The organism is Sphingobium sp. WR1 (assembly GCF_059693745.1).
Map to the genome: position 1 here is coordinate 1 of NZ_JCATID010000017.1, position 20,386 is coordinate 20,386.

Annotated in this window: 25 protein-coding genes; 14 read left to right on the top strand and 11 right to left on the bottom strand. The window is 60.6% G+C overall.

Annotated elements, in window-relative coordinates:
* On the top strand, positions 1 to 418 hold a 418-nt coding region (locus tag AC58EF_RS18205), incomplete at its 5' end, for a helix-turn-helix transcriptional regulator (RefSeq protein ID WP_497277762.1).
* 245 nt (positions 419 to 663) lie between these two features.
* Here the strand turns inward: AC58EF_RS18205 and AC58EF_RS18210 are convergent.
* On the bottom strand, positions 664 to 1,479 hold the full coding sequence (locus AC58EF_RS18210) for an oxidoreductase (protein ID WP_497277763.1): 816 nt from the start codon (positions 1,477 to 1,479) through the stop codon (positions 664 to 666).
* A gap of 78 nt (positions 1,480 to 1,557) precedes the next feature.
* On the opposite strand from AC58EF_RS18210, the gene AC58EF_RS18215 reads away from it, so the two are divergent.
* Both AC58EF_RS18215 and AC58EF_RS18220 read left to right on the top strand, forming a co-directional pair.
* Entirely contained in the window at positions 1,558 to 1,911 is a 354-nt protein-coding gene (locus AC58EF_RS18215) for a MerR family transcriptional regulator (RefSeq protein ID WP_497277764.1), read from the top strand.
* Between the two features lie 112 nt (positions 1,912 to 2,023).
* The gene (locus tag AC58EF_RS18220; protein ID WP_497277765.1) at positions 2,024 to 2,368 is read left to right on the top strand and encodes a helix-turn-helix domain-containing protein; all 345 of its coding nucleotides are present in this window, start codon (positions 2,024 to 2,026) and stop codon (positions 2,366 to 2,368) included.
* 248 nt (positions 2,369 to 2,616) lie between these two features.
* On the opposite strand, the gene AC58EF_RS18225 is transcribed toward AC58EF_RS18220, so the two are convergent.
* Entirely contained in the window at positions 2,617 to 3,165 is a 549-nt protein-coding gene (locus AC58EF_RS18225; RefSeq protein WP_497277766.1) for a VOC family protein, read from the bottom strand.
* Positions 3,166 to 3,177: 12 nt separating this feature from the next.
* Between AC58EF_RS18225 and AC58EF_RS18230 the strand changes: the two genes are divergently transcribed.
* The 5 genes from AC58EF_RS18230 to AC58EF_RS18250 all read left to right on the top strand — a co-directional run bounded on the left by AC58EF_RS18230 (position 3,178) and on the right by AC58EF_RS18250 (position 6,573).
* Entirely contained in the window at positions 3,178 to 3,861 is a 684-nt protein-coding gene (locus AC58EF_RS18230; protein ID WP_497277767.1) for a helix-turn-helix transcriptional regulator, read from the top strand.
* Positions 3,842 to 4,141 carry a hypothetical protein gene (locus AC58EF_RS18235; protein WP_497277768.1) on the top strand — a complete coding sequence of 100 codons (300 nt, stop codon included), beginning with the start codon at positions 3,842 to 3,844 and terminating at the stop codon, positions 4,139 to 4,141. The genes AC58EF_RS18230 and AC58EF_RS18235 overlap by 20 nt, the downstream gene beginning before the upstream one ends.
* Before the next feature lie 270 nt (positions 4,142 to 4,411).
* On the top strand, positions 4,412 to 5,137 hold the full coding sequence (locus tag AC58EF_RS18240; protein ID WP_497277769.1) for an SDR family oxidoreductase: 726 nt from the start codon (positions 4,412 to 4,414) through the stop codon (positions 5,135 to 5,137).
* On the top strand, positions 5,134 to 6,036 hold the full coding sequence (locus AC58EF_RS18245; RefSeq protein ID WP_497277770.1) for an SDR family oxidoreductase: 903 nt from the start codon (positions 5,134 to 5,136) through the stop codon (positions 6,034 to 6,036). The genes AC58EF_RS18240 and AC58EF_RS18245 overlap by 4 nt, the downstream gene beginning before the upstream one ends.
* Positions 6,037 to 6,084: 48 nt before the next feature.
* Entirely contained in the window at positions 6,085 to 6,573 is a 489-nt protein-coding gene (locus AC58EF_RS18250) for an ester cyclase (protein WP_497277771.1), read from the top strand.
* Positions 6,574 to 6,835: 262 nt separating this feature from the next.
* Here AC58EF_RS18250 and AC58EF_RS18255 read toward each other — a convergent pair whose 3' ends face one another.
* Entirely contained in the window at positions 6,836 to 7,735 is a 900-nt protein-coding gene (locus AC58EF_RS18255) for a LysR family transcriptional regulator (RefSeq protein ID WP_497277772.1), read from the bottom strand.
* Between the two features lie 78 nt (positions 7,736 to 7,813).
* On the opposite strand from AC58EF_RS18255, the gene AC58EF_RS18260 reads away from it, so the two are divergent.
* Together AC58EF_RS18260 and AC58EF_RS18265 are read left to right on the top strand one after the other, a co-directional pair.
* Positions 7,814 to 8,602, top strand: coding sequence for a DODA-type extradiol aromatic ring-opening family dioxygenase (locus AC58EF_RS18260; protein ID WP_497277774.1), 789 nt, complete (start codon positions 7,814 to 7,816; stop codon positions 8,600 to 8,602).
* Between the two features lie 55 nt (positions 8,603 to 8,657).
* Complete coding sequence (locus tag AC58EF_RS18265; protein ID WP_497277775.1) at positions 8,658 to 9,275, top strand: FMN-dependent NADH-azoreductase; 618 nt, start codon at positions 8,658 to 8,660, stop codon at positions 9,273 to 9,275.
* 217 nt (positions 9,276 to 9,492) lie between these two features.
* Here the strand turns inward: AC58EF_RS18265 and AC58EF_RS18270 are convergent, their stop codons facing one another.
* Positions 9,493 to 10,416, bottom strand: coding sequence for an AraC family transcriptional regulator (locus AC58EF_RS18270; RefSeq protein ID WP_497277776.1), 924 nt, complete (start codon positions 10,414 to 10,416; stop codon positions 9,493 to 9,495).
* A 187-nt stretch (positions 10,417 to 10,603) separates the two neighbouring features.
* Between AC58EF_RS18270 and AC58EF_RS18275 the strand changes: the two genes are divergently transcribed.
* On the top strand, positions 10,604 to 11,596 hold the full coding sequence (locus AC58EF_RS18275; RefSeq protein ID WP_497277778.1) for an SDR family NAD(P)-dependent oxidoreductase: 993 nt from the start codon (positions 10,604 to 10,606) through the stop codon (positions 11,594 to 11,596).
* Positions 11,597 to 11,694: 98 nt separating this feature from the next.
* Here the strand turns inward: AC58EF_RS18275 and AC58EF_RS18280 are convergent, their stop codons facing one another.
* From AC58EF_RS18280 to AC58EF_RS18295, 4 genes are all read right to left on the bottom strand, one after another.
* On the bottom strand, positions 11,695 to 11,886 hold the full coding sequence (locus tag AC58EF_RS18280) for a helix-turn-helix domain-containing protein (protein WP_497277779.1): 192 nt from the start codon (positions 11,884 to 11,886) through the stop codon (positions 11,695 to 11,697).
* 5 nt (positions 11,887 to 11,891) lie between these two features.
* The gene (locus AC58EF_RS18285) at positions 11,892 to 12,890 is read right to left on the bottom strand and encodes an MBL fold metallo-hydrolase (RefSeq protein ID WP_497277780.1); all 999 of its coding nucleotides are present in this window, start codon (positions 12,888 to 12,890) and stop codon (positions 11,892 to 11,894) included.
* A gap of 131 nt (positions 12,891 to 13,021) precedes the next feature.
* Positions 13,022 to 13,948: an NADP-dependent oxidoreductase gene (locus AC58EF_RS18290; RefSeq protein ID WP_497277781.1), complete on the bottom strand. Its 927-nt coding sequence runs from the start codon at positions 13,946 to 13,948 to the stop codon at positions 13,022 to 13,024.
* Positions 13,948 to 14,406: an ester cyclase gene (locus tag AC58EF_RS18295; RefSeq protein ID WP_495839776.1), complete on the bottom strand. Its 459-nt coding sequence runs from the start codon at positions 14,404 to 14,406 to the stop codon at positions 13,948 to 13,950. The genes AC58EF_RS18290 and AC58EF_RS18295 overlap by 1 nt, the downstream gene beginning before the upstream one ends.
* A gap of 91 nt (positions 14,407 to 14,497) precedes the next feature.
* On the opposite strand from AC58EF_RS18295, the gene AC58EF_RS18300 reads away from it, so the two are divergent.
* The 3 genes from AC58EF_RS18300 (at position 14,498) to AC58EF_RS18310 (ending at position 17,102) form a co-directional block, all read left to right on the top strand.
* Entirely contained in the window at positions 14,498 to 15,421 is a 924-nt protein-coding gene (locus tag AC58EF_RS18300; RefSeq protein ID WP_497277782.1) for a LysR family transcriptional regulator, read from the top strand.
* A 152-nt stretch (positions 15,422 to 15,573) separates the two neighbouring features.
* Complete coding sequence (locus AC58EF_RS18305) at positions 15,574 to 16,539, top strand: SDR family NAD(P)-dependent oxidoreductase (RefSeq protein WP_497277783.1); 966 nt, start codon at positions 15,574 to 15,576, stop codon at positions 16,537 to 16,539.
* On the top strand, positions 16,536 to 17,102 hold the full coding sequence (locus AC58EF_RS18310) for a TetR/AcrR family transcriptional regulator (protein ID WP_497277784.1): 567 nt from the start codon (positions 16,536 to 16,538) through the stop codon (positions 17,100 to 17,102). The genes AC58EF_RS18305 and AC58EF_RS18310 overlap by 4 nt, the downstream gene beginning before the upstream one ends.
* Before the next feature lie 307 nt (positions 17,103 to 17,409).
* Here AC58EF_RS18310 and AC58EF_RS18315 read toward each other — a convergent pair whose 3' ends face one another.
* The 3 genes from AC58EF_RS18315 to AC58EF_RS18325 form a co-directional block, all read right to left on the bottom strand.
* A complete protein-coding gene (locus AC58EF_RS18315) occupies positions 17,410 to 18,189 on the bottom strand; it encodes an SDR family oxidoreductase (RefSeq protein WP_497277785.1) in 780 nt (259 codons plus the stop codon).
* Between the two features lie 324 nt (positions 18,190 to 18,513).
* On the bottom strand, positions 18,514 to 19,530 hold the full coding sequence (locus AC58EF_RS18320) for a LysR family transcriptional regulator (RefSeq protein WP_497277786.1): 1,017 nt from the start codon (positions 19,528 to 19,530) through the stop codon (positions 18,514 to 18,516).
* A gap of 96 nt (positions 19,531 to 19,626) precedes the next feature.
* Positions 19,627 to 20,364, bottom strand: coding sequence for an SDR family oxidoreductase (locus tag AC58EF_RS18325; protein ID WP_497277787.1), 738 nt, complete (start codon positions 20,362 to 20,364; stop codon positions 19,627 to 19,629).
* Positions 20,365 to 20,386 lie beyond the last annotated feature (22 nt).

Genomic DNA, 20,386 nt, shown 5'->3' on the forward strand with positions numbered 1-20,386 from the left:
AACCACCGAGATGAGGGGTTCCTTTTGGGCGCCGATCACCCCGCTAACGGGGTCCTTTTTCCACGCCGATCCACAGCTGCATGCTCTGTCCGACCCTGCGATCAGCAAGGCTCTGCGCGCCCTGCATTCGGGTGTCCGCGAACGATGGACATTGGATATGTTGGCCAGGCATGTGGGGGTATCTCGTTCCGTTTTTGCGCTTCGTTTCAAGAAAACCGTCGGCATCGCACCTATGGAATATTTGCTGCGCTGGAAGATGGCTTTGGCAAAGGATGCGCTGCGAAATGGCAAGAAGAAGATCTCCGTCGTCGCCAACGATACCGGCTATGCCTCGGAAAGTGCGTTCAGCGCCGCCTTTCGGCGAACTGTGGGCTGCTCCCCTGCACGATATGCGCGCGCATCCAGCAACCTATCGTAATGGACCCATCGTCGCTCGTTGGCGAAAACCAGGAGGTGATCGCACGCCCCCTGACGCCTTTGGAGAATGCGTCAGGGGGTATGGTGGACGCGTTTAGAAAGCCTTGTTGATCGCCATTTTAACTGTTCTACCAAGGGCATTGGCCGAGAAAGCGTCGTAGTTGAAATCAATGCGCGCAAAGCACGGCGTTAACGTTGAACGCGTTCCGCTGGCGCGGCGTCGCAAGAAGATTGCGCCGATAACCGTCATCGGAACGCTACCATCACCAGGCGGTCAAACATCCGGTCCGATAGATGGCGCCGCAAGAAGAGTAAGGGGCGCGCCATCAAACCTCCGCTGTATCGAACCGCCGGTCGTCTTGCCTTCAGTGCACGCACGACCAAGTCGGAGACGAGGCTTGGGGGGGGAGCCTTCCGGCCCTGCATCTTGCTGAGCTTGGTGACCATGTCTGCGTAGGCGCCATTGCCTGAATGCCGCTCCGCTTCTTCCCGGGCGATCCCCTCCCACTCAGAGGCAATTCCACCCGGCTCTATCACAATGACGTCGATGCCGAACTGTCGGACCTCGTTGCGAAGCGCGTCGGAATAGCCCTCAAGCGCGAACTTGGATGCATGATACCAGCCCCCAAGCGGCAGCGCGAACTTCCCCCCGATCGAGGAGATGTTGACGATCTTGCCGGAGCCGCTTGATCGCATGTGCGGCAGGCAGAGCTGCACGATCCGCGCGAGCCCGATCAGGTTGGTCTCAAGCTGGCGCCGTCCCTCGGTAATCGGCACATCTTCGAGAGCGCCGTATTGGCCATATCCGGCCGCGTTGATCAGCACGTCGATCCGCGACCGCTCCCGCAGGATCCGATCAATCGTTGCAATCGCCGAGGCATCGTCGGTGACATCGAGCGCGACGGCGGTTGCGCCTGCGGCTTGAAGATCCGCCATCCGCTCGACCCGGCGGGCGGCGGCATAGACCGTGTAGCCCTCGGTAATGAGGCGACGAGCGATATCCTTGCCCATACCGGACGAAGCCCCCGTGACAAGGGCTACGAGTTTCGAAGTTTTGTCCAATGCATGTCACTCCTGCTGTTTTCAACGAGTGACACATCAGATAGACTGTGGGGATACCCCACAGTCAAGAGGTGCTGTGTGCTCATCAATGAATTGGCCAAGATGGCGGGCATGTCGAAGGACGGCATCCGGCACTATGAGGAGATGGGATTGATCGCCTCGAGGCCCCGCCAGGCGGGAAGTCGGGTTTACCGCGATTATGATCCCAATGTGTTAGAGACGATCGAACATGTTCGCCAAGCTCAACAGCTCGGCTTTTCGCTCAAGGAGATCGGGCCGCTGTTGAAGGCTTATGGTTCGTTGCGTCCCAGCAGGAGGCAGACGATCGAGTTCCTTGAAACCCGACTCGTAGTAATACGGGAAAAACAGGCCGCGCTGCGCGAGATCGAAGATTTCATCTACGAAAAACTCCAACGTTACCGGAGCGCATAAGCTGCCGAATCAGCCATCGCCTGATGTCGGTAAGTGCGGCCTTCCATCGCTGCAGATCAATCGCCGGCCCGGACGGCGCCAGGATGCGTCACATCACCTCCGGCCGGGGTGAGTGGCGCAGGTAGGCCGCGCCATCGCCTGGATCGGCAAGAACTTCCGGGAACGGTTCAGCATCGAGCGGCTTGCCACGGAAGTAGGCATGAGTCCGTCGAGCCTGCACGAGCATTTTCGCGCCGTGACGGCGATGACACCGCTGCAGTTCCAGAAGCAACTCCGGCTGCAGGACGCGCGCAGCCTGATGCTGGTCCAGGACATCGATGTCGCGACTGCCGCCTTGAGCGTGGGTTACGAAAGCCCATCGCAGTTCAGTCGCGAATATCGCCGCCACTTTGGAGAACCGCCTGCCCGCGACATAGCTCGCTTGCGCGCTTCGCTGGGCCTGGCAATCTTAGCTTGAGTCAACCTTTCCGACGATCGGCCCGCTGCCTTCGACTGCAAGTGGAGACTTCCCGACGACCTGCTTTGAGGGGAAGNTGGGCCTGGCAATCTTAGCTTGAGTCAACCTTTCCGACGATCGGCCCGCTGCCTTCGACTGCAAGTGGAGACTTCCCGACGACCTGCTTTGAGGGGAAGACGTCGGAAAAAGCAGCCGTCGATCTTACAGCGCGCGCGGCCAACACCGACCTGGCGCCTGAGGACCGCCACTCAGTGCGTGTCGCCTCTCGCAACGTCGACCACCCACGTGATGCCGAAACGGTCGATCAGCATGCCAAAGAGCGGCGACCATTGCGTCTGCGCAAGATCTTGCAGGATCGTGGCGCCCTCTGCCAATCGCGACCAGCGCGCCCTAATATCATCAAGACTCGATCCGCTGAGCGACACATAGAAGGCGTTCTTGCCTGCATCATATGCCTGCCCGGCCCGCACGTCGAAGGCCATGATCCGGAAGCCATCTTTGGAAACGACTTGGCCCCATATGATGTCGTCGGGTGCGGCGGCAACTTCGGCCTGGCCCATCGCGTCATAGGTCATCAAAACCTGCTCTCCGTCGAATACACGCGCATAGAAGTCGAGCGCAGCACGGGCCTGTCCGTTAAAATTGAGATGGGTCGTCACAGTAAAGGTCATCATTTGCCCCTGGATGATGCTGGCGGCGTTGGCTTTCGCTGCCCCTAGGCTGTATAGCTCAAGGCAACTGCCAATTTCCGTCAGCAAGCGATGCCGCGTTCCGATCGTCTCCTGCGCCTGCTCCAACTTATCCGCGTCATGTCACCGCCGATCACTGCGGCGCGACTTGCCGACGAAACCGGCGTGTCCGTTCGGGCGCTATATCGCGACATCGACGCGCTTCGCGCGGCCGGCGCACGGATCGAAGGGCAGCGCGGCTATGGCTACAGGCTGTCAGAAGACCCGTCCCTGCCGCCGCAATCGCTGGATCGCGACGAAATCGAAGCTCTTGCACTGGGTCTAGCCGAGGTCGGTTCTTGGGGCGATCCGACGCTCAGGAACGCGGCCGCTTCAGTCCTCACCAAGGTTGCGGCCACGCTGTCGGATGAACGGGGCCAGCAACTTGTCCATGCGATCGCGCGTGTTTTCCAACCCGAGCCGCGATACGCGGGCGATATAGATCTTACACTGCTGCGCGATGCGTGCTGGCAGGAAGTGGCAGTGCGGATCGGCTACCGCGATTTGCAAGACCGCAATAGCGAGCGCGAGATCCTGCCGCTCTCCTTGGTCTATAATGAAGACTGCATCACCGTTCTCGCCTGGTGCTGCCTGCGCGACGATTTCCGAATGTTCAGGACCGATCGGATGATCGAGATCCAATCAACCTGTCGCAGCTTCCGCCCTCGGCGCGTCGTCCTGTTGAGGAGATATCTGGATCAATTGCAGAAGCAGCGCAACGCGAGAGCCACCGCGATCACTGAAGGTGGAAAACGACAGCGCTAGAGCTGGCAGGAGTCAGCTTCATATCGGCGGGATAGCGACAAAATCTCACTGCGACTTTCACAAGAAGGCTACCATCACACCTGACGCCTCCGAGCGCCAGGAAGCGGGCACGACCAAACGGCTCGACCAGATCGACCGGCGAATGGCGCGTATGGACCGCGATCTTGGGATCGCCGTGGAAACACTGGCCGTGTTCGTCCGCTTCTGGCTAACGACAAACCCGCCGCTACCCGAGCCCGCACAGGCTGCGGCGCGCTCGAAAGCAGTCGAGCGCTACTAGGCGTTCGTGACCGCCCTCGGCCGGCGACTCGCTCACGGGCCGAAGCTTCGGCAGGAGATTTCTGAAGATATCGCGCCCAAGCGCGACGATTAGACAGGTGGCTTGGCTCGGCGCGTCCATTTGCCGCTTCGCCAGGCAATGCGCTCGCAGATGCAGGCGGACGACGCTCATAAACAGCATCAATGAATGAGCATATCAAGTATCGATTTCTGGAGTGTGCCACGCGTACCTATTCTGACCCGAGCGTTGAAAACAACTCGGGTAAAAGCCATGAAAACTGCCGTCATTACCGGAGGATCGAGGGGCATCGGCCGAGCGAGCGCAATCGCGCTGGCACGCCAGGGTCACGCGGTCGTCATCAATTATGCAAACTCGACGGCAGATGCCGAGACGACAGTCCGTGAGATCGAGGCGTTTGGCGGAACGGCCATCAAGGTAGGCGCCGACGTCTCGTCCGGTGAGGACGTTCGCGACCTGTTCGCAACGGCCACAAAGGCCTTCGGCGGCGTCGACGTCCTCGTTGCGAGCGCTGGCGTGATGGCGCCGTCTGCGATCGCAGACGCCACCGACGAAGAATTCGATCGACACTTTCAAACCAACGTGCGCGGCACGTTCAACGCCTTTCGCGAGGCCGCGCGCCAAGTGCGCGACGGCGGCAGACTGATCGGCTTCTCGAGCACCACGCTCGCCCTGAACGCTCCCGGCTACAGCATCTACAATGCCACGAAGGGCGCCGTCGAAGGCATGGTCCGCGTCATCGCCAAAGAACTCGGATCGCGTGGCATAACGGTGAACGCCATCGCTCCTGGCCCGGTCGAGACCGAGTTGTTTTTACGCGGAAAGTCCGACGCCGATATTGATCGCATGGCTGCCATGGCCCCGCAGAAGCGCATCGGACGACCCGATGATATCGCCAATCTTGTGACCTTCCTGGCGTCTCCAGAAGCGGCTTGGATCAACGGCCAGGTCGTGCGCGCAAATGGAGGCATCGCATGACCGAGGACACACAGATCATTGTCGTGACCGGTGCGGGCTCCGGCATCGGTCACGCCATTGCAACAACTCTCGCACACGCCGGACACACCGTGTATGCGGGTCTGCGACTGGCACGGCCGGATGCAGAGAAGCGAGCCAGTGCAATACGTGATCTGGCCGCCGCCGAGAATATTGACCTGCGGATCGTGGATCTCGACGTCCTGTCGGAGGCGAGTTGCCGCGCCGCCGTTGATCAGATCCTGGTCGAGCAAGGCCGGATCGATGTCGTCGTCAATAATGCCGGCATGCTCATGACCGGCATTACCGAGGCATTCGATCCAGACCAGCTCCAAAGGATTTTCGATACCAACGCGACGTCGTGGCTGCGCGTCAACCGCGCTGTGCTGCCGGTCATGCGTCGGCAGCGCAGCGGCACGCTTGTCTATGTCGGCAGCACGACCGCCCACATTTCGGAGCCATTCCTGGGCCCGTACGCCGCGGCCAAGGCTGCCGGGGACGTTCTGGCGGAGGTAATTGGCATGGAGACGCGGCCCTTTGGCATCGACACCATCATCATTGTCCCGGGGGCGTTCACCACGGGAACCGAGCATTTTGCTCACGCCGTCGCGCCAGCGTTCCCAACGATCGTCACCCAGTATGGCGATCTTCCTGCCAGGGCCGAGACCCTCGGTGAGCGGCTGCAGGCCATCGATAACGCCAACGGTGGGTCCTTAGACGTCACCGCCGTGGGTGAAGCTCTGCGTGACGCGCTCGCCAAGCCGGTCGGCAAACGGCCCTACCGCATTTTCGTGGATGGTCAAAAGAAGGGTGTCGAGGACATCCTGGCCATTCAGGATGCGCGACAAGCCGCACTTCTAGAAGGATTCGGCCTCTCCGACCTTACCCCACCGGCATTTTGAGCGTCATACCGACCATTCCCGTCATCAGGAAAACCAGCCATGGAAAAGTTGACGTTCGCCGCCGGGGCGCTTGCTGCCTTGACGGCTCAAGGACCAGATGCGGCAAGTCTGCAAACGATCGCGCCGACTGAGGCAGCCGCTATCGTCAAGCCGCTCTATGAGGCTTTGACGGCTTCGAGGGCGGACGAGGTGCGCTCTCGGCTGGAAGCCGCGACCTCGCCGGACTGGCAGAATTGCAGCTCCAACGACGCATGCGAAACGCGGGACGCCACGATCGCGCGCTGGAGCGCCCGCATCGCTCGGCTCCCCGATTTTCGGTTCGACATCAGAGAAATCCTCGTCTCCGGCAGCCGGATTATCGTTCGCAGCCAAGCGACAGGGGCGCCGACCGAACCGTTTATGGGTATTGCGCCCGAAGGGCGATCCTTCGCAATCATGACGCTCGACGTCCATGAAGTAGAGGGTGGGAAGATCGTTCGCACCTATCACATCGAGGACTGGGGGGGAGCGGCGCGTCAGCTTCGTGGCGAGCAATAGCCTCTGCGATACGAAAAGCCGGACCATCGCGCGCTATCGGAAGGCAGTGCTTGGTGCATTGCAAGATGCCAAAGAATCGCTCGCGCGTTTTGGCGATGCACGGCTCCAGCTCGCCAGCCTTGTGCGCGTGAGCGCGCGGCGGCGAATTCAGCCATGCTCAATCAGCGCCGCGTCTGCTGGTCATCGCGGACTCGGGCAGGCGACGAACGGCGGCGGCAAGGAACCGGGGCATCGAAGTGGCGCCGCCGACTCTAGCACATAGTCAGGTCATCAACCTCTTGCGCAGATCGTCAAGAAGCCAACTCCCGCCGCGCCCCAATGGCTGGTTTCGAACATGTGCGGCATGTACGGGGAGTGTACCCGTCGGCGCGAGGTCCTCGTCAGCGATGTTCAATAGCACAAGGTTCCCGTCCGCCAGGTAGCGCTCGATCAGGTAGGGAGGCATTTTGCACCAGCCAAAGCCGGCCAGCAGAAAGTCGAGCCTACGCCCCAGGTCGACGAAGCGCCAGACCCGGCTGCCCACGACACCGTAGCTGGGGCCGTGAACGCCGACAGCATCGGATAGGACCAGTTGGACATGCTCCTCGAGATCGGCACGGTCGAGCCGTCGTCCGAGCTGCGCCAGCGGATGATCCGCGGCGGCGACGGGGACGAGGTTGAGTTCGACGAGTGGGTAAGCTGCCAAATCATCGGGAACAACCGGCAGGAGCAGGCAGATCGCCAGGGATGCCGAGCCATCTCTTAGTCGACGCTCGGCTCCGCCGACACCCTCTGTAGAAAACGAGACCGGAAGATTCGGAAATCTATCACGCAGCGCACGCAGGCTGTCGATGAACGGCTCCGTGGGGACAAGCGGATCGATCGCAAGGTTCAGCGCGGGCTCGAGCCCGATCTTCGTACCTGCTGCGATGGCCTCGAAATGGTCCGCGCTGGCGACGACCCTACGCGCTTGCTCGACAAGCACCTCGCCGACGGGGGTGAGGGTAGGCTTGTGGCTGCGGCGGTCGAACAGCGCCACGCCTTGGGTTTCCTCCAGAGTCCTGATCGTCTGGCTGATCGCCGACTGGACCCGGCCAAGAGAGCGTCCAGCCGCCGAGAAGCTGCCGCTGCTGCTGACCGCAAGAAGCACTCGCAGTTGATCAAGCGTGAGGTTGCCGATCAAGTCCATCACTCCAACCGATAGAAACCATCACAATTTGATCTCTTTTTATGTGATAAATAGAGGCTTATCTGGTTGGGAATGCAACCGACATTCTTCATCAACCACGGCGGTGGCCCCTGTTTTTTCCTGCGGCCAGGGCCGATGCGCACGGCGTGGAGTTCTCTCGAAAATTATTTGCTCGGTTTCTCCGGTGCGCTCGACACCAAACCGCGGGCGCTACTTGTCGTATCAGGGCATTGGGAAGAAGCGGTGCCGACCGTCAACACATCCCCAGCGCCGCCGCTGTTGTTCGACTATCACGGCTTCCCTGGCTACACGTACGAGCTGACCTGGCCCGCACCGGGGTCGCCTGAGATTGCCCGCCGCGTTAGTAAACTCCTGAGTGCCAGCGGCATCCCCAGCGGAGTGGACGGCGAGCGCGGATATGATCACGGCGTGTTCGTGCCGCTGAAGATCGCCTTCCCAGAGGCAGATCTGCCGGTTGTGCAGTTGTCGATGCAGCGCGGCCTCCAGCCGGCAGCGCATCTTGCGATCGGTCGAGCGCTCAGGCCGTTGCGCGACGAAGGTGTCCTCATCATCGGCAGCGGCCAGACCTACCATAACATGCGTGGCCTTGGCGGGACGGCCATTGATCCCGAGGCGGAAGCGTTCGACGCCTGGCTTCGCGACGCGGTTACCCTGGCCGCCACACGCGAGCAGTTGCTGATTAACTGGGAAGCCGCGCCCGGCGCCCGGTACGCGCAGCCGCATGAAGACCATCTCCTTCCGCTGATGGTCGCAGCCGGCGCCGCTTCTGGCGAGGCGGGGACGGTTGCGTTCCACGGCCACGCCCTCGGCAAGCCGATCTCGGGATTCCGCTTCGGCTGAACCTTTCCACTCCGCCGGCAGCAACCGGCGCGATCAACTCAAGAAGGAACTAAGCATGGCCACCCTGTTAGTCATCGAAGCAAGCCCCCGGGGCGAACACTCGATGTCCCGCGCTCTCACTGCCCAATTCGTGGCGGACTGGCGGACGCATAATCCCGATGGTCGCGTGATCGAACGCGATCTCATCAAAACGGAATTGGGCTTCCTGACAATGCCCTGGCTCGGCGCGTATTTCACGCCGGTCGAGCAGCATACCGACGAGATGAAGGAGTTGATGAAGCTGTCCGATGAACTGGTCGCCGAAATTTTCGAAGCGGATCACATCGCGATTGGAACCCCGGTCCACAATTACAACGTGCCGGCCAATCTCAAGGCCTATATCGACCATATCGTTCGCAAGGGCATCACCCTTGGGTTCGCAGGCGACGGCTTGGTTCACGGCAAGAAGTGTACGATCCTGATGGCATCAGGCGGGGTTTACACCGAGGGTTCGCCTATCCGAGACCTCGACCTGGCCACGACTTACCTGCGCATGATCCTGAAGATCATCGGTATCGGGGACGTCACCGTGGTCGCCGGCGGCAATGCAAAGGCAGTCGATATGGGGCAGATCACCCGTGAAGTGTTCCTCGCAAAGTTCCTTCCGGAGATTGAGGCGGCTGCGGCCGTCTAGGCGTTGCAGACGCGGCGATCACGGAATTAGCAAGAGTGGTTGGCCGCGCAGTCGCTGAAGTGTCGATGAGGATTCCTGGCGTCCGCCCCGTGGAAGCATTGTGCACGCCGATTGACATGACTAATCTCGCCTTGCCTCGCCGCGAGTAGGTTTTCAGCAGCCTGGCGCCAATAACTCAGCGCCAGGCGACGCGTCTCTGCGGAAGCGCGGGCCCGCGTCAAACGCGCCCCGCTTTCCGGCCGGGACGATCCGGTACGTCGCGCGCATCCTTGAAGCCGGCACGCAGACGCTTCAAGTCCCGGCCGGGCGGCGCGCCGAACATGCGAGAATATTCGCGGTTGAATTGCGACGCGCTCTCATAGCCGACCCTGTGGGCCGTGCCTGCGGCATCGCCGTTGACCAGGATTAATCGCCTCGCTTCCTGCAGACGGAGCATCTTTTGATATTGCAGCGGACTTACCGTCGTCGCCGCCTTGAAGTGACGATAAAATGACGCCGGGCTCATCCCTGCGAATTCAGCCAGTTCCTCCACGCAGAGAGATTCTGCGAAATGCGATCGCATCCAGGCGATCGCTTGGCGCACCCGGCTCAAGCGGCTGTCGGCGCGCGCGATCTGGCGAAGCGCCCCGCCATGCGGCCCCTGGAGCAGACGGTAAAGCACCTCCCGCTCGTGCAGCGGCCCGAGCACCGGCAAATCGTCTGGTGCGTCGAGAAGGGAAAGGAGCCGCGCGAACGCATCGAGCAACTCTGGCGTGACCGCGCTCACGGCGAAGCCGACGCCTTGATCCTCCGCGCGATCGGGCATCTCCAGGGTCAGAGACGCCAGCGTGGTCGGATCCAGCATCATGCTCACACCGACATAAGGCTGCAACGGTGTCGCTTCCGACACGCAGACGGAGGCGGGAACCTCCACGGCGGCAACGAAGTAGTTGGCGGGATCATAGCGCAACACCTGATCGCCGATCACCAGTTGCTTGGCGCCCTGGAAGACCATGCACAACGAGAGCTCATATACGCCGATCGTCGCCGTCGTTGTGGAGCGGCCAACATAGAGCCTGACACGCGGCAGGATCGTCGCAGGCTGTTCACCCTCGGCGTGACGTTCGACGATCCGGCGTATGCGGCTGATCTGTTCCTGCATGCCGCAACATCACTCTTGTCCATCGCAAGAACAAGTCTCGGGTACGGCGCACGGACTAATTTTGATAGAATTAGGCAAGACTTGGATAGGAACGGACTTCGGCGGGCCAAGGTCTCTTCCCACCTTTTGCACCAGATCGGCGCGGCTCGACGCGTCGCCGGCCAACACCAACACGGGAAGAGCTCATATGACCAACACCGAAACAGCCCACCAGACCCAAACCTTCGGAGCACGATCAACGGCGGACGACGTGCTCGCCGGCGTCGATCTCACCGGCAAGCGTATCCTTGTGACCGGCGTTTCCTCAGGTATCGGCCTCGAAACATCGCGTGCTCTCGTCGCGCGCGGAGCAGATGTCGTCGGAGCCGCCCGTGATCTCGCCAAGGCAGACAGCGCCACCGCGGCGGTACGGGCCGCGGCTGTAGTGTCCGGCGCCAACATCGAGCTCGTGGAACTGGACCTGGCATCGCTTGCCAACGTACGCGCCTGCGCCGACGCGCTCTTGGCGGATGGTCGCCCCTTTGACATCATCATCGCCAATGCAGGGGTAATGGCCACTCCGCAAGGCCAGACGCGCGACGGATTCGAAACCCAGTTCGGGACCAACCATCTCGGCCATTTCGTGTTGGTGAACCGCATCGCCTCGCTGCTGCGTGCAGGCGGCAGGCTGGTGATGGTGTCGTCCGGCGGGCACCGCTTTTCGGATGTCGACCTCGACGACCCCAGCTTCGAACGGACGGCCTATGATGAGCTGGTTGCCTATGGGCGCTCAAAGACCGCCAATATCCTCTTCGCAGTCGAGTTCGATCGGCGTCACCGCGAGCGCGGCGTGCGCGCAACGGCGATCCACCCCGGCGTCGTTCAAGAAACAGATCTCGGCCGTCACATGGCATCAGACTCGGCCGAGAAGATCACGGCGATGATCGACTACACCCAGAAGGCGCATGGCGTCGTCCACATGGCATACAAGTCGATACCGCAGGGTGCGGCAACGTCCGTTTGGGCCGCGGCGGTGGCGCCCGCCGACGAAGTCGGCGGCCGTTACTGCGAAGATTGCCACGTGGCCGGACTGCTGACTGGTGAGGGAAGCGAGGGCGGTGTCGTGCCCTACGCGCTCGACGGCGACAGGGCCAAGGCGCTCTGGGCCAAGAGCGAGGAGATGGTCGGCGAGCACTTTTAGAATCTCCGACTAGCTGGCCGAGTTTCGCGGCGCGCTGGTCGTTGGCAAGGGCCCCACCTATGTGGCGCCCGCGGTGTCCGCTTTTCCGACACTTGAGTTTAGCGCCTCTCGCGACCGCAGATTGGCGTCAAACGCGCCCCGCCTTTGTCGCGATCGAAAAGCGGAGCGCCTAGGCGTTTTTCCATTAATTGAACCCGACGAGTCACGGTCGACCAGGAGAGAGTGAGGATCTCTGCGGCATGCCGGAAGCTGCCCTGCTCCGCTACCGGGATCGCATGGCTCTTTCCCAAAGCGCCTATCCGCGCTGCCGAAGGAACCGGACCGCTGGACCGATAAACTCGGGGTTCTCCCAGGTGGGATATTGATCTCGGAGACGTCGTTGGGCGTCGGCGTCCGACGTACCCCGAGCTTGCGCAGCAACCTGGAGCGACTGGAAGTAGCCCAGGATTGACTCAGGCATCTCGGTGCCCCCGAGATTGCCATGACCAGGAACGATCGCGCGTGGCTGCAGTCCAATGATATCGTTCAGCGCCACTGTCCATTTGGCTAGATCGATGTCTCCTGCGCCGATCATCGGCGGAAAGAACGGCACGATTGGAAACATCCGCTCTTCGAGCAGATCGCCACCAAACAAGATGCGCTCGCCTGGAAGGAAGACGATCTGGTCTCCCGGAGAATGGGCGGTGCCCCATGTCTTCAGCCGAATCTGGCGGCCCCCTAGATCAAGAGTCGATTCTGCCGTGTCGTAGGTTTCGTGCGGCGGCGTCAGGACGATGTCGTCCAGCAAGTGCTTCTGCCCCTCAGGCAGGACACCGGCCCTGAAGCCGTCAAGCAAGGCCTGGCCCGAGCGCGCGAAGTAATCGCGTTGCGCACTGTTGTAGTAGATCCGGGCGTCATTCCTGAAAACCTGAGCACCGAACCCATGCTCCGGATGGGCGTGCGTGACAGTGAGAATGATTTTTCTTCCAGGCGCGAGCTCTCGCGTTAGTCGAAGAACGTTTTCCGCACTGGAGACGCCAAGCCCGCAATCGACCACAAGTACGCTCTCCTTTCCGATGATGATCCCGATGTTCGGAACCAGCGGAATGCGTTTATCTGGAATAAGAAAAACGCCTGGCGCGATTTCAGCGGGGTATCGCGTGTCCACGACTGGCAAAGGCCGCGCCGGCAATTTGAAGATGACTTCCTGCTCCTGCGCGCTGGCGGGGAATGGAATGATGCCGAGCAATCCAGCCAAGGCCGCCACCTTCAGCACATCGCGTCTGTCTGCATGCAGCCTGCTTTCAGTCTCCATCACACGTCTCCTGTGTTCTGCGCTCTTGGCTTGGTGGTCGCTGCCGATCGTTTCGGCGGTTGAGTGGAATTGCCGTTGATCAGACGATCGAGGTTGGCAGCCGGCGCCAAGCCGGCTGCCAACCTTGGAAATCAGGCGTCGACTTCGACGATGATCTTGCCGCGGGCCCGCCCGGATGCCTGGTGTGCGAAAGCTTCGGCGAAGCGATCCAGCGGCACCTTGCGGTCAATCAGGATCGTCACTCCGCGCGTGTCGATCGCCTCCACCACGCGCCGCAGGCGTTCACCGTCGGAAGCGTGAAAGACAAAGCCAGCTTCGACCTTATGCGCCTTCGCCGACGCTTCGTCCGGCGGCATGGCCGTGGCGAGGAGATTGCCACCCACGCGGAGCACACTGTAGGACTGATGCTGCGTATCGCCGCCGATCGTATCGAGCACGACATCAGCATCGGAAATGCTCTTCGTGAAATCGGACGATAGATAGTCAATCACTTTGTCCGCCCCGAGCTGCCGCGCAATGGAGACCCCGTCGCCCGAAGCGGTCGCAGACACTCGGGCGCCTGCATCGCGCGCAAATTGGATCGCGAAACTTCCGACGCCACCTGCACCCGCATGGATCAGCACAGATTGGCCACTCGTCAGATTGACGCTTTCGAACAGCGCCTGCCACGCCGTGCCGGCCGCCGTCGGGATTCCAGCCGCGTCATCCAGCGGAACTGTCGACGGTGCCGTAGTCAGATAACCCGCGGACACCACGACATACTCGGCAATCGCGCCGCCTGCCGTTGGGTCTGTTCTTGCGACAATCTGATCGCCGATCGACCATCCCAAGACATCCGGGCCAATTTCTTCGATGCTACCGGCCAGGTCGGTGCCGAGCGTGTACGGAAACTGCAGGGGGAAGAATTGCTCCATATACCCGCGATGGAGTTTGACATCGAGCGGATTGAGGCCCGCAGCCTTGACCCGCACCAGAACTTCGCCGGCACCTGGGACTGGCTTAGCAATTTCCTCGAGCGACGGAGCAGCGTTGTAGCCGTTGATACGAACAGCCTTCATCACACCGTCTCCTGCTTGCCAGCCGGCCACGCACCAACCTGGAAGAGCCATCCGAGCCAGTCTTCCAGATGCCAGGTATGGGTCAGCTTCCCGTCGGTGATGTGATGAAACTCGTGGATGGGCATTTCGAAGGATTTGCCAGTGGCCGCGACGCCAAACCAATCGCCGAGATGCGTACCCGAAATCGATGCACGCACAGCGACGCGGCCGCCCGCGCCGATGATCTCGTGCAAATTAACTTTTGTGTCGGGGAATGCGGCCTTGAACCCGTCGATCAAGGGCTTCATGCCCTCGCGGCCAGGCTGCTGACCGGGAGCAAGCGGAATGTCTTGCCAATCCTCGGTGACCGCTTCGTTGAGAAGCTCGGGTCGGCCCTCGAACGCTTTGTAGAAGGTCTCGACAGCGGTGCGCTCCTCCGCTGTTAGGCCCGAAACCACGGTTCCTGGTTCTATTGTCATCAGGGTGTCCTCTTGAGTTGAGTGGCCCTGAAAATACGGCGTCGCTGCACATACTTGAAATCGATATGCGATATGTGGCAATATTTACAGAATGGATTTACACGGCATCGATCTCAACCTCCTCGTCGCTTTCGACGCTCTGATGGCGGAACGCAGCGTCACCCGCGCCGGGACACGGATCGGACGGACGCAGCCTGCAATGAGCGCCGCGCTCTCTCGCCTTCGCACGCTCCTGCGCGACGAACTATTCGTACGCAGTCCGACCGGGCTACAACCTACGCCGCGTGCCCTCGATCTTGCCGAACCGATCGCCCGCGCCCTTGGTGAGATTCAGCGGACTTTGGAATTCACCCATGAGTTCGATCCATCGACATCGACAATCGCTCTGACCGTCGGCTTGTCGGATCACCCCACATTCCTTCTCCTTCCTCGCCTGGTCGCGATACTCCGCAACAAGGCGCCGGGCATTACTCTACAAGTCCGTAACTTCACTAATCGCGACGATGCGATAACTATGCTTGATGGTGGCGAAGCGGACCTAACGATCGGCGTACCACCAACTCCAACGGGTCGCATTCTCAACGTTCGCCTCTTCGATGAGCACTTCATCTGCATCCTGCGAAAGAATCATCCTGCGGCTGGTTCCGAGCTCAGTCTCGAACGCTTCCTGTCCCTGTCGCATCTTCTCGTTTCGCCGGAAAATGAGCGCTTTGGCGTCGTCGATGTCGCATTGGCGAATATGGGCCTCAAACGGCGTTTGGCCCTGACGCTGCCACATATGTACGCCGCACCTGCGCTGATCGCATCTTCCGATATGATCGCCACCGTTATGGAAGGCGTCGTCTCCGCATCGGGTCACGCAGACAAGTTGGCCGTGTTAAAGCCGCCACTCGAACTCGAACCCGTTCAGTTCGTCATGTCCTGGCACCGCCGAAATGATACGCATCCTGCCCAGCGCTGGTTTCGAAACTGTGTCGCTGCCTCATCGCGGCAGGCCCGCTGGACCTCGAACTAATCCGCAACGGCGGACAGGACAACGACGCCGGTCAGCAGATCGTCCCGCTGAATGCAATGCGGGGTCACGTGACTCCGCATTGCGACGCGGGCGGGTTGACAATGTCAACCCGCCCGACCTATAGGTTGACGCTGTCAACCTTGGAGCATTCCATGCCAACAGTCTTAATCACAGGCGGACATTCGGGCCTCGGGCTCGAAGGTGCAAAAAATCTGGCTGCAATGGGTCTCAACCTTGTCCTTGCGGGTCGCAACCTTGAGAGCATTGAACCAGTCGCAGCGGAGTTGCGGTCTGCTCATGGGGTGAAGATCAGCGCCATCAAGCTCGACGTTGCCTCGCTCGCTTCGGTCAGAAGCGCAGTCGCGGTTTGCAATTCCATGATCGCGAGTGGCGACATCGACGCGCTGCAGGCGATCGTCTGCAATGCCGGGGCGAATTTCCTGGGCAAGGTTTCGTACAGCGTGGACGAGTACGAAATCACGTTTGCGACCAACTTCCTGGGCCATTTCCTGCTCGTACAATTGCTGCTTGACCATTTGGCCGAAAATGGGCGTGTCGTGTTCGTCGCGAGCGGCACGCACGACCCGGATACAAGGGACGGCAAGTTCGTTGGGAAAGCGGCCGAGGCTGATGCCGTGGCTCTCGCCAACCTGGGCAAGGGCGGCGCAAAACCCATCTCGGGCGGTCAGCGTTATGCCACCTCCAAGCTCTGCATGATCCTTTGTGCCTACGAACTCGATCGGCGCTTGAAGCGGTCGGGCAAGTCGATCGCCTCGATCGCTTTTGATCCCGGCTCGATACCTGAAACCGGTTTGATGCGAAGCCTGCCCGCGCCGCTCCAGGCGCTCACCAAATCCTCGTTCACGCGATGGATAACGAGAATGATGGGAATCACTCAGGGCCATCTGGACTTTTCGGGCGCATCTCTGGCGAAGGTCGCCGCGGACCCTGGGTACGCGCAAATGTCGGGCAAATATCTGCAGTCGAATGACGGATCGTTGTTGGTGGCAAAGTCCTCGAAAGCCTCCTACAACGAAGCAAGCGCGGCAAAGCTGTGGGACGACTCCAGGCGTCTTGCTCGCTTGCAGCCATCCGAGGAGCCGGCAATTCTGAAATGAGCACCGCAAGAAGGCTGGTTGCGGCTGCCTCGGCGTTACTGGACGCTGGCGGCGAAGACGCCGTCACGCTCAGGGCCGTCGCCCAGGCGGTCGGGGTGTCGTACAACGCGCCGTACAAGCATTTCAAAAGCCGGAACGCCTTGTTGGCTGCCGTGGTGGCTGATGATTTCGCGATGCTGTCGGATGCTTTTGGCAGCATCCGACAGTCTTCCGAAAAGCCCATGGACAAGTTCAAGCGGGCGCTGGCCGTCTTTGCCGAATATGGTCAGGAGAAGCCCGCGCGCTACCGGCTCATGGCCAATAACCCCGATATCGGTGAGCATGGAGATGTCGAGAAGGCGGCCTTCGCGACCTTTGGCGAGTTCTCCGCTCTTGTCGAAGAATGCCGGGTTACCGGAGACCTGCCGGATGTCCCGGGTCCAGCCCTTGCCGGGCTGATTTTCGCCACCCTGCACGGCCTCATCAACCTGGATGCAAATGCAAGGCTAAGACCGGAAAAAGGCCTCAACAGCATCGATCAAAGCATGGACTTGCTGCTCTGCCTTCTCTCGCCACGAAAATGATGCCGAGCCAGACGTGACCAATGAGGGCGACAGGGAACGCAATATTGCGGCGGTTATCGGTCGACGGCTGTGCCAACCGGTGAAATCGATACCGGACGAAACCATGGCTCGTTCGCTGCGCTTTTCCTGGCCGACCAGCCATCCTCCAGCCCGCACACGCAGCAGACACTGGGCCGGATCCCGACGCAGCCAATCTGCTGGACGATCTGGAGCATATTCAGCCCTGACGAAAGACTGGGTCTTTTGGTATGACGACACCAAGGATGATCGCTTCAGGTGACGATTTTAATGGCTCGCTGCGCCTACCTCAGCTCCGCACTTGCATCCGTTTAACCGACCCGTTCACCCTGCCGAAAACAAACTCCGGGGCGATCCGGTTGGCCATCTTGAGCAGGTTCGCCGCTCCAGGACGGATCTCAAGACGATCCGCCTCGATGCCCTTGATCGCTGTCGATACCATCTTGTCGACCGGCATGGGCGCCATTCCCTCCGTATCCTCGGGGGTGAAATCGCCGTGGAAGAGCGGCGTTTCAGTACCCGGCGGCGCCAGTTCAAACACCCTGACGGATGTATTCGAGAGCTGCGCGCGGAGCGATCGAGTGTAGGCGTGGATTGCGGCCTTCGTTGCCGAGTAGACCGGTGAGATGGCCATCGGCACGAATGCGAGGCCAGACGAGACGTTGACGATGGCGGCGTCATCTTTCGATGTGAGGTGTTCGAGGAAGGCGAGCGTCATCCAGATCGTGCCGTTGAGGTTGATCTCGACCTCGCGCGTGGCGTCCGGCAGGTCGCTGCCGGCCTTCTGAAGATTGATTTTCCGCATGAGGCCCGCACAGTTGATCAGCATATCCAAGCTGGGATGCTCCCTCAGGACGGCATCGCGGAAAGGTTCGATTGTCTCGACCTCGCCGACATCGTTCCGAAGGGCTAGAACGCCAGGCAAGCCTTGCGCTGTTTCGTCCAGCCTGTCCTGATTGCGGCCTGTGACGATCACGCTGTTGCCCTTCGCAAGAAGCTGTCTGGCGAATTCGAGGCCGATCCCGGACGTGCCCCCGGTAATAAGGATTATTCTGTTTGTCAGTCGCATGGAGACCCTCTTTCTCGCGTTTTCATCGGATATAGATGATGAATAGGGCAGTTGTGCAGTCGCTGGACAATAACTTTCCGGAGCCAGATGACCGATTTCGACCATGCTGGTGAAGGTCAGTAATCGCCGCGCCACGGGCGTTCAATCCGTGTCCAATGCGTACGTAGCGCGTCAGCGGCTATACCTGGCCAGCCGATGTCGGCGAAATCGAACATGATCATGGTCTTTCCCGCATGTGCGCTTGCCGCTCGCAAAATCCACGAATCTCGTCTTCATCTTTCCCCTAACCTCAAACTTTGGCGTGCCATCCTAGCGGTCTCGCTTTTAAATCAGTGCTTCGAAGCTCGCCCAAAGATCAAATACCCATCTCGCTCCATTCGACCGTTTGGCAAACATGGTCGACAGCCACGCAGTCAGTGCCAAGCTGGAAATTGCGCCGCTACCACCACCCGAGACGCGTTCGGCCAACAGCAAAAGATGGCGTAGCGCAGGGTTCTCGTTGGTGCGCAACCACACTGCGCTTGACGGCAGGATATTCGTCTCGCCCACGACTCGCCGAAACGCCACGCCCTCTGCCTCGGCAGGGCCGGACGAGGTGCTGGTCAATGTAATGCCATAACCCATAGCGACGAGATCAAGGAGACTGCCACGCGATACGTCATGAACGTCGATTCGCGGTCCAAATCCGGGGCGACCAAGTTTGCCAATCAGATAGTTTTCGATCTCCGAGCCGGGTCCAGATCGGCCGACAATGAAGGTTTCGCCTCGTATGTCGCTCCAGGTCACCTCGACCAGCGACGCGAGGCGATGGTCGGCGGGAAGCGCGACAAAGATGGACTCGGTCCACAACAATTTCACTTCGTAACCCGGCATGGACGGATGCCCTGTCACGAACGACACGTCCAGGTCCGCAGCCGTTAAACTGCGGAGAACCTCGTGGGGTGTCGACTCCCTCAACTGGACGTGGATATTTGGATGCTCTTTGCGAAAGAGCCTAAGCAGGCTGTGTAGATAGCCTGAGGTTAGCGACGCCAGTACCCCGACCTTGAGTTGTCCACGGTCGCCCCGATGAAACTCAATCGCCCGCCGTGCGGCACGGCTGAGCTGATGTGCACCTCCAACCGCATCGCGGAGAAACTCAACGCCAGCAGTCGTCAGCTTTGCGCCGTGCCTGCTGCGGATAAAGAGTGGAAAGCCCAAACGATGCTCCAGACCCTGCACGCGCCTGCTTACCGTTGATTGTGAGAGTTCGAGGGCCCTTGCGGCACGTCGAAAGCTGCCGAGTTCCGCGACCGAAAGAGCGCACCTCAAATGCCGTAGATCCAGGGAAAGATCAGGCACAGTGCCGCGCCTTCATAATCACCAAGAGCCGTCCGCGCCCGGCGCGTGCAAAACGCCAGACGTGGACAAGCCACAATTGGTCGTCGAAGCGGAAGATCAGTTCATGCCGCCGTTGACGTAGATCGTCTGCCCATTGATCCAGCGAGCGGGGCCGGCAAGGAACGAGATCACTTCGGCAATCTCGGGCGGCTGCCCGATCCGATTGAATGGATTGAAGCTTGCAATCCGCTCGACCAGGGCATCGTCCTTGCCGTTGAGGAACAGCTCCGTCGCTACTGGACCGGGGCCGATTGCGTTGACGGTGATCTCGCGGCCCTTGAGCTCGCGCGCGAGCACCAGATTCAGGCCCTCTACCGCGCCCTTTGACATCGCATAGGGACCATAAGCAGGCATGGCCTGCCGCTCCGCCGAGGTGGAAATATTGATGATCGCGCCCCCTGCACGCATCCGGCGAGCGGCCTCACGCGCCACGAGGAAGGTGCCGCGGACATTGATCGCATGCATGCGGTCGAATTCTTCCACGGTGAAATCGACGACGGGCTTGGTCGTCATGATGCCGGCGCAGTTCACCGTGACGTCGACGCCGCCGAATTCCTGCTCGGCGAAATCGAACAGCGCCTTGACCTGCTCTTCGCTCGCGACGTCCGCCTTGAAGGCCTTCACCTCGCCGCCGGCGGCGGTGATGGCGTCCACCGCCTCCCTGGCGGCGGCATCGTTGCCGGCATAGTTGATGATGACGGCGAGTCCGTCTTGCGCAAGCCGCTCCGCTGCCGCGCGGCCGATACCGCGGGATGAGCCCGTGACGATGGCGATACGGCGATCGTTAGTAGACATTGTCTTTTCCTGTTCTTGGTTT